9 protein-coding genes are annotated in these 6511 nt (G+C 58.5%); 3 read left to right on the top strand and 6 right to left on the bottom strand.

From position 1 onward, the window contains the following. On the top strand, window positions 1-214 hold a 214-nt coding region (locus tag G560_RS0109440; RefSeq protein ID WP_022704071.1), incomplete at its 5' end, for a transposase domain-containing protein. 79 nt (window positions 215-293) lie between these two features. After that, complete coding sequence (locus G560_RS21345; RefSeq protein WP_211215444.1) at window positions 294-536, top strand: hypothetical protein; 243 nt, start codon at window positions 294-296, stop codon at window positions 534-536. A gap of 22 nt (window positions 537-558) precedes the next feature. Here the strand turns inward: G560_RS21345 and G560_RS21615 are convergent, their stop codons facing one another. From G560_RS21615 to G560_RS0109415, 3 genes are all read right to left on the bottom strand, one after another. Further along, entirely contained in the window at window positions 559-684 is a 126-nt protein-coding gene (locus G560_RS21615; RefSeq protein WP_269430458.1) for a hypothetical protein, read from the bottom strand. Window positions 685-1085: 401 nt separating this feature from the next. Continuing rightward, window positions 1086-2363: a hypothetical protein gene (locus G560_RS0109425; protein ID WP_022704069.1), complete on the bottom strand. Its 1278-nt coding sequence runs from the start codon at window positions 2361-2363 to the stop codon at window positions 1086-1088. Between the two features lie 672 nt (window positions 2364-3035). Then, window positions 3036-3815 carry an RNA methyltransferase gene (locus tag G560_RS0109415; protein ID WP_081647635.1) on the bottom strand — a complete coding sequence of 260 codons (780 nt, stop codon included), beginning with the start codon at window positions 3813-3815 and terminating at the stop codon, window positions 3036-3038. A 145-nt stretch (window positions 3816-3960) separates the two neighbouring features. Here G560_RS0109415 and G560_RS0109410 point away from each other — a divergent pair, with 145 nt between their 5' ends. Continuing rightward, the gene (locus G560_RS0109410; protein ID WP_022704066.1) at window positions 3961-4581 is read left to right on the top strand and encodes a thiamine phosphate synthase; all 621 of its coding nucleotides are present in this window, start codon (window positions 3961-3963) and stop codon (window positions 4579-4581) included. On the opposite strand, the gene olsA is transcribed toward G560_RS0109410, so the two are convergent. The 3 genes from olsA to G560_RS0109395 all read right to left on the bottom strand — a co-directional run bounded on the left by olsA (window position 4573) and on the right by G560_RS0109395 (window position 6491). After that, window positions 4573-5388, bottom strand: coding sequence for a lyso-ornithine lipid O-acyltransferase (olsA, locus tag G560_RS0109405; protein ID WP_022704065.1), 816 nt, complete (start codon window positions 5386-5388; stop codon window positions 4573-4575). The two genes, G560_RS0109410 and olsA, sit on opposite strands and share 9 nt — an antisense overlap. Beyond that, window positions 5372-6169: an L-ornithine N(alpha)-acyltransferase gene (gene olsB / locus G560_RS0109400; RefSeq protein ID WP_022704064.1), complete on the bottom strand. Its 798-nt coding sequence runs from the start codon at window positions 6167-6169 to the stop codon at window positions 5372-5374. The genes olsA and olsB overlap by 17 nt, the downstream gene beginning before the upstream one ends. Before the next feature lie 136 nt (window positions 6170-6305). Next, complete coding sequence (locus G560_RS0109395) at window positions 6306-6491, bottom strand: DUF3553 domain-containing protein (protein ID WP_028913926.1); 186 nt, start codon at window positions 6489-6491, stop codon at window positions 6306-6308. Between the last annotated feature and the right edge of the window lie 20 nt (window positions 6492-6511).

Below are 6511 nucleotides of genomic sequence, written 5' to 3'. Positions count from 1 at the left end.
GATGAACCGTCGAAACGCACTTTTTGCGGGGCACGATGAGGGCGGTCGTAATTGGGCCCGCTTCGCCAGTCTGATCGGCTCCTGTAAGATGAACGGCGTCGAGCCCTATGCCTATCTGCGCGATATCTTCATCAGGCTCGCCAACGGCCATCTCGACAAGGACATCGACGCGTTGATGCCATGGGCCTACGCCCAGCTGCCAGATGGCTCATAAGGACCTCGTCTCGTAGTCCCTGACGAGCTACCAACAGACCTCAGCTTCACGCGATCAACCAAACGCAACTGAAAAATCAATGGCCCGCGGCCGCCGCTTACTCTTCAAACAGGATGGCCACCGGATCGCCGATACCCAGATATTGGCGCAGCCCATCGTCCGACGGCATGAAGTCGACCATAGCCAGTTCGCCATCATTTTTTTAAGTTTCTTCCCATTGCGCCACTTATCGCGCTCCGGTTCGCCAATCTCGGTGCTCTCTATGGAAAACGGTGGTTGGTTCCCGTCAATGAGCGCCTTTACGGCCCGGTCCTTTGGATAGGACAAATCACTGGTCAACTCGCCTATACCGCATCGACCACGACAAGTCGCATGTCCAGTGCCAGTGCCCGAAGAAGCTCCAACCGATCGGCCACCCAGAGGCCGTTGAACGGTCCGGCGTCTGGAATGATCACGGTGCAGCGATTCACGACTGCCTCCACAGTTTGGTAAATGTTACGGCTTGGTTACCCACCTCATGGGGTGGTGGCATTGGCATCGGCAAGTCGGCCTCTCCGAGCGCAACGAGCAATTCGGCGTAGTCACGCAGCCCGAGCAGTTCTATGGCTTCATTCCTGGCCAGACGCCTTTGCGAGTAAGTCAGCAACGGATCGTCAGTGATAGGGGCGGATCCATCCGAGGTTACGGCCTATAGGTGCTCTCGAATAATTGCCGTCATTGTCGTCCCATGGGTGGCCGCATACGACTTGGCCCGCGTCACAAGGTAGTCTGGCAAGTTGAACGTCGTGTTTCTCAGCATGCTGGCCTCCTTTTCGTCACATATATACGTGTAATCTTCCTGCGACGTCACGTTACAGCGGACGGGGCCATGTCAGTTGTGAATAAGTCCATAAGAAAAAAGGTCCCTCGGATAGATGAGCCCCTTTGCCAGACCGATCCGCATCGCAGGCGTGGCGCCATCCTGACCGCGCAACATCCAGTTGTGATAGAACCGCAAGATGGTCACCAGCTTCGAAACCATTTCCGGATCGTAGAACCCGTAAGCGTGCCATATCCTTTGCTGGTTTGAGGTGGTTGGAAGCCCTCGTTCAAATCCAGTCACGCGACGCCGGGCCAGGCTGAACCAGGCATCCACCGGATGGATCGAGGCCTCACAGATCAGCCTTGCCAAACCGTCGAATCCGAAATGGCCCAGATCCGTTTTCAGCCGTAGCGACTTCCTTGGCTCCGCTTTGGTGTGAAAGCGCCATTCGGTCCCGGTTGTCGCGAGCATGTGCCCCCGATCCTTCAGGCTGGCATCCGCGAAGCGGGCTTCCAGAAGATGTGTAACCAGCGCCTGGCGGCGGTTCAGGTCCGGATGGCGCTCCTGGATTTGGTCGACGGATGAGCGGTGCTCCCGGTTCAGGGCGTGGAATGCCTCACCGCCCAGTCTGGCCATGGTGCTGCTCTCGTCATTGGTCATGCCCTTCTCGAAGGTCACCTCGGCGATATGCGCCTGCCCCGACTGCACCATGTCGACGGATAGGGCGCAGAATGCGGCCGCAAGCCCGCTTTCCGCATCCAGACAGAAGTGGGCACTACGAAAGTCAGCGCCAATCATTTTTCGGACCAGCATGATGTGCGCATAGATCAAGGCGACCCCACGCACGCGCGCGCCCTTGCTGGGCAACTTCAGGCGGCCGCCGGATGCCATGTCCTCCGGATCGAAGAAACCGGGCAGACCGCGCATCACCGCGTCGCGATATTCGCGCTCTGACCACAACCGGGCGTTCTGTCGCATTGGTCTGGGCTTGAGGAAGTCGCCGCATTTTTCCACGGCATTATCGACCTCCCCAACCGACACCTTAGGATCATAGTCAACGGTCGAAGCCACCACGAACTGCGACCCGTTATGGACCGTCCACATATGCAGGAGCGGCACCGTGCCACGGCGGCTTCGCACAGGCCAGTTCAGAAGAATGGTCTGGGCATCCGTAGCGAAGATAGGCTTACCACCCGCAAAAGATGCAGGTTGAGCCTTCTCGCGGTGCGCCGCCATGGCGAGACATTGCAGGTAGATGAAATCGATCTTCGCATAAATCAGCGGAAAGCTGACGCCATTGATCTCACCGATCCGGCTTAGCGGCACCTTATTCACCAAGTTGAGCAAGATATCCTTGGTCCTGTCCGTGCGCTTATGGCGCCGGGCCTTCGCCCCGATTGAAAAGGTCCCGCCGCAACTTTTGCACTGATGCCTCGGCTCTCACTTCGCCGTCCGACCAAAGGCGCGGTAGACAGAGGGCATCAGGGTCATACTGATGCCGAAGTTCTGGCAGTCCTCGCGCCTGCACGCATCACAACGGAACGGGCGCCGATGGATCCGCGCCGTTCTTGAGTATTCTTGCGCAACTGCCCGGTTTGATTTTAGGGTATTGTGCGAGCCGCAGGCTGGACAGGTGAAGGTTCGCTCGGATCCCGAACCCGTTACATGCCCATGATCGAAGTCACCGCCGGATCGACCGATAGCAGCGTGCGGGTTGGGAAATATGCCGTAGCTGGTGCAGTACGGGTTGCGACAGCAAGTTGATGGAAAAACCGCCAACAGACACAGGAAGGCGACGCTTCTGTGTCGAATATTTCTTCGGAGCTGATTGCCGGGACCGTCTCCGAAAATTCATGAGAATAAAGGAAAAGAGCAGCAAACTTAATGGCGGCACTCTTGTTCGTCAACATTTACAGTAGGGGCTCCATAACGGGCCCCCTTTTCCTTTTTCTGTTCTTAAATATCCATAGCGCCCTGCAAGTCAAACGCACCGCCACCAGCAAATCGCGGCCAACTCACTTACCCCCGATCCGGCCCGCCCAAATGCCTTGCAATCTGGCGCAGCATCCCGTGAAATGTCGCCACTTCCGATTTGGTCAACCCTAACCGCGCCCACATATTCCGGATACTCAACTTCATCCCCGGCACTTTCTCGGCCGGATGGAAAAACCCTGCCGCCGTCAGCTTTTCCTCAAAATGATCGCCCAGCTTTTCCACCTCAACACGCGATGCAAAATCGGTGCGGTTGAACACCATCTCCTCGGGCGCCACCTCACCCGCTTGCCGCCGCCACTCATAGCCCAACAGCAGCACGCATTGCGCAAGGTTCAGGCTCGGGAAATCGGGGTTCACCGGCACTGTCACAATCGCATTGGCATGCACAAGGTCCTCATTCTCTAACCCTGCACGTTCAGGGCCAAACATGAACCCCACCTTTTTGCCCGCCGCAATCATGCCTCGCGCCCGCGCCATTGCCGCCTCGGGCGTCATCACCGGCTTGGTCAATTCACGCCCCCGCGCGGTTGTGGCAAACACATAGTCACAATCGCCAATCGCCGCCTGCACATCGCCGTAAGGCCCCGCTGTCTCCAGCAACCGCCCTGCCCCCGATGCCATCGCCACCGCCTTGGGGCTGGGCCACCCGTCGCGCGGATCGACCACGCGCAACCGCTCTAACCCGAAATTCAGCATCGCCCGTGCCGCCCCGCCAATGTTTTCCCCCATCTGCGGGCGTACCAGCACAAACACCGGCGGAACCTGCTCATCGACGGGCACTGTTGTCATCGGGGCGTCGCTCATCTTTTTCAGTCCTGCATGCGGGGAAATCCCGCGCGTGATACGCCGCCGCCCCTCCGATGACAAGCAACCGCCAAAAATCGCCGCAACGCACATAGCCAAGCCGCGCAATCTGCGTTAAAGCCCACCTAACACACAGGAGCATCCCATGTCCGAAACAGAGCGTCCGCAAATCTACCTCATCACCCCGCCTGTTTTTGATCTTGCCCCCTTTGGCGAAGTGTTGAAATCCGTGCTTGATGCCCATGACATCGCCTGCCTCCGCCTCAGCCTCGCCGCGAGGGATGAAGAGGCCCTGGCCCGCGCGGCCGATGCCTTGCGCGAAATCGCCCATGCCCGTGATGTGGCCATCGTTGTCGAAGATCACGTTCTGCTCGCCGACCGCCACGGCCTTGACGGTGTTCACCTGACCGACACCCGCAAAAACATCCGCAAACTGCGCACGGAAATGGGCGCAGACGCGATCATCGGCGCCTATTGCGGCACCACTCGCCACGACGGTATGAACGCCGCCGAGGCTGGGGCCGATTATATATCCTTCGGCCCGATCGGCACCAGCACCTTGGGCGATGGCACCAGCGTTGATTTTGAACTCTTTGAATGGTGGTCCGCGATGATCGAGGTGCCCGTCGTCGCCGAAGGCGCAGTCACCATCGAATTGGTCGAAAAATTCGGCCCCGTCACCGACTTTTTCGGTATCGGATCCGAGATTTGGGCCACAGAAAACGCCTCAACCGCGCTGAAAAACCTGCTGGCCCCCCTAGGCTAAAGCCGCCCCCTCACGAACCACAGCTTCACAATGCACCGCAAGCTCTTTGCGCCGTTTGAAATCATCCACGGCCACCGCGGCATGAAACCGCACCTCAACCGCTCCTTGCCGTGGCTGCGCCAAAATACGCAACAAATGCGGTGCAAAATCCATCGCCGCCCACCAACCATATAACCGCGCATCCGCCCCCACAGGCGGCACATAGCGCACTGACACGGGTTGAATATGCATCACATGCTCCATCCCATGCGTAAAGAAGGCCGCAAACAGCGTTGATTTAAAGGGCAAAACCCGCAAGCTGTCGGTACTGGTCCCTTCGGGGAAAAACAACAACCGATGCCCCGCGCGCAAGCGCTCTTCAAACACCCCTTGCTGCAATTTGGCCTCGCCCGCATCCCGTGCGATGAAAACCGTCCCCGTGGCGCGCGCCAACCAGCCAATCCCCGGCCAGTTCGCTACCTCGGCCTTAGATACGAAATAGACCCGATCACAGGCATTCAGCACGAAAATATCCAGCCAAGACGCATGGTTGGCCACAACAGCCCCGCGTTCCCGCATCGCCGCACCATGACGCAGCACCCGCAACCCCATGATCCACAGCGCCGCTTTACACACCCCTTGGGTTATATAGGGCGTCACAGGTCGGGCCATACCACACAGCGGGGCCTCAACCGCGCGCGCCAATAGCAACATCAACAACCCGCCATAAGTAACCAAAGCAAATGGAATAATTCGCATTACAACGCGCAACCATCCCATCGGCCCAATCGCCGCAGGCGGCAGTTTATCCTCACGCCAATCCACCACGCGCCCCCCCGTTTTGCCGCTGATAAAACTGCCTGTGCCGCGCCGACATAAGCGCGGTATCCATCACAAGACACACGTCTACCGTATTGAAATCACGGTCAATATAGGCCCCGTCGCCGACAAATCCCCCCAGCCGCAAATAGGCCTTAATCAAAGCAGGCGTCCCCGCCATCGCAGCCTTTCGGTCCAATGCGGCCTTATCAACCAAATCCATCCGCTGCGCCCCGCCCCCAACGGCCCGCACCCGCAATGCTTCGGGGGCCAGGTGCGTATGGTGCAAATAGGCCAGCGGTTGCGCCAACGCCCGCACATCCGTGCCATGAAAACTGGCCGCCCCGAACATCACTTCGATGTCCCGCGCCAAAACATATTCGGCCAAAGAATTCCACAAATGCAACATTGCACCCCCGCCACGATAGTCAGGATGCACACAAGACCGACCCAATTCCAACAATGCCTTTCCCGACCGGCGCAGTGCCGTCAGGTCAAACTCATCTTCCGAATAGAACCGTTGCCCCTCTGTCAGCTTGGCCCCTGGCAACAGACGATACACGCCCACCACATCGTCCAAGGCCGCGGCATCGCGCCGCTCGTCTATCAGCACCAAATGGTCAAACACATCGTCAAACGCGTCACATTCCAGCCGCGCGGCGTGGTCCACCAACGGACCACCAGCGCCCAGCTCCTCTACAAAGACCTGATACCGCAACCTCTGCGCCGCCGCCAAATCGCGGGCGTCACACGCCAACCTTACCGAAAACGGACCGCCTTGCCTTTGCATCACACCCTCGTTTTTTCGACCATCCTTCGTCTAGGTCCTGAACAGGGCCTATGCAATATCTTGCAACCGAAAACGCGCACAGCTAGCAACACGCCCCGCACGTGCAATCCCTGATTGTAAAATGCGCCGGCAGCCCCTAGGCTTGGGGTCCAATATCCCAAACCACCGCCAACCCAATCACCCGCCCGTCTATCGTAACCTTACCCTGATGTTCAAAATTCACCGTAATCCGGTCGCCGATCCGCGATTGCACCTGCCCCAAGCCCCAGTCGGGCTGCTGCGGATGGCGCACAATCATCCCTGGCTCTAAAATCGAATTCATCTCTTACCCCCGAGGCCCCA

The sequence above is a fragment of the Pseudorhodobacter ferrugineus DSM 5888 genome, assembly GCF_000420745.1.
Taxonomy (GTDB): Bacteria; Pseudomonadota; Alphaproteobacteria; order Rhodobacterales; family Rhodobacteraceae; genus Pseudorhodobacter; species Pseudorhodobacter ferrugineus.
This window is presented reverse-complemented; position numbering and strand designations above follow the sequence as displayed.

Bases quoted from the DNA above. Each gene is read 5' to 3' on its own strand.
- olsB (WP_022704064.1), bottom strand. From the start codon at position 6,169: ATGCAAAGGCAAGGCGGTCCGTTTTCGGTAAGGTTGGCGTGTGACGCC.
- G560_RS21345 (WP_211215444.1), top strand. From the start codon at position 294: ATGGCCCGCGGCCGCCGCTTACTCTTCAAACAGGATGGCCACCGGATC.
- G560_RS0109410 (WP_022704066.1), top strand. From the start codon at position 3,961: ATGTCCGAAACAGAGCGTCCGCAAATCTACCTCATCACCCCGCCTGTT.
- G560_RS0109415 (WP_081647635.1), bottom strand. From the start codon at position 3,815: ATGAGCGACGCCCCGATGACAACAGTGCCCGTCGATGAGCAGGTTCCG.
- G560_RS0109395 (WP_028913926.1), bottom strand. From the start codon at position 6,491: ATGAATTCGATTTTAGAGCCAGGGATGATTGTGCGCCATCCGCAGCAG.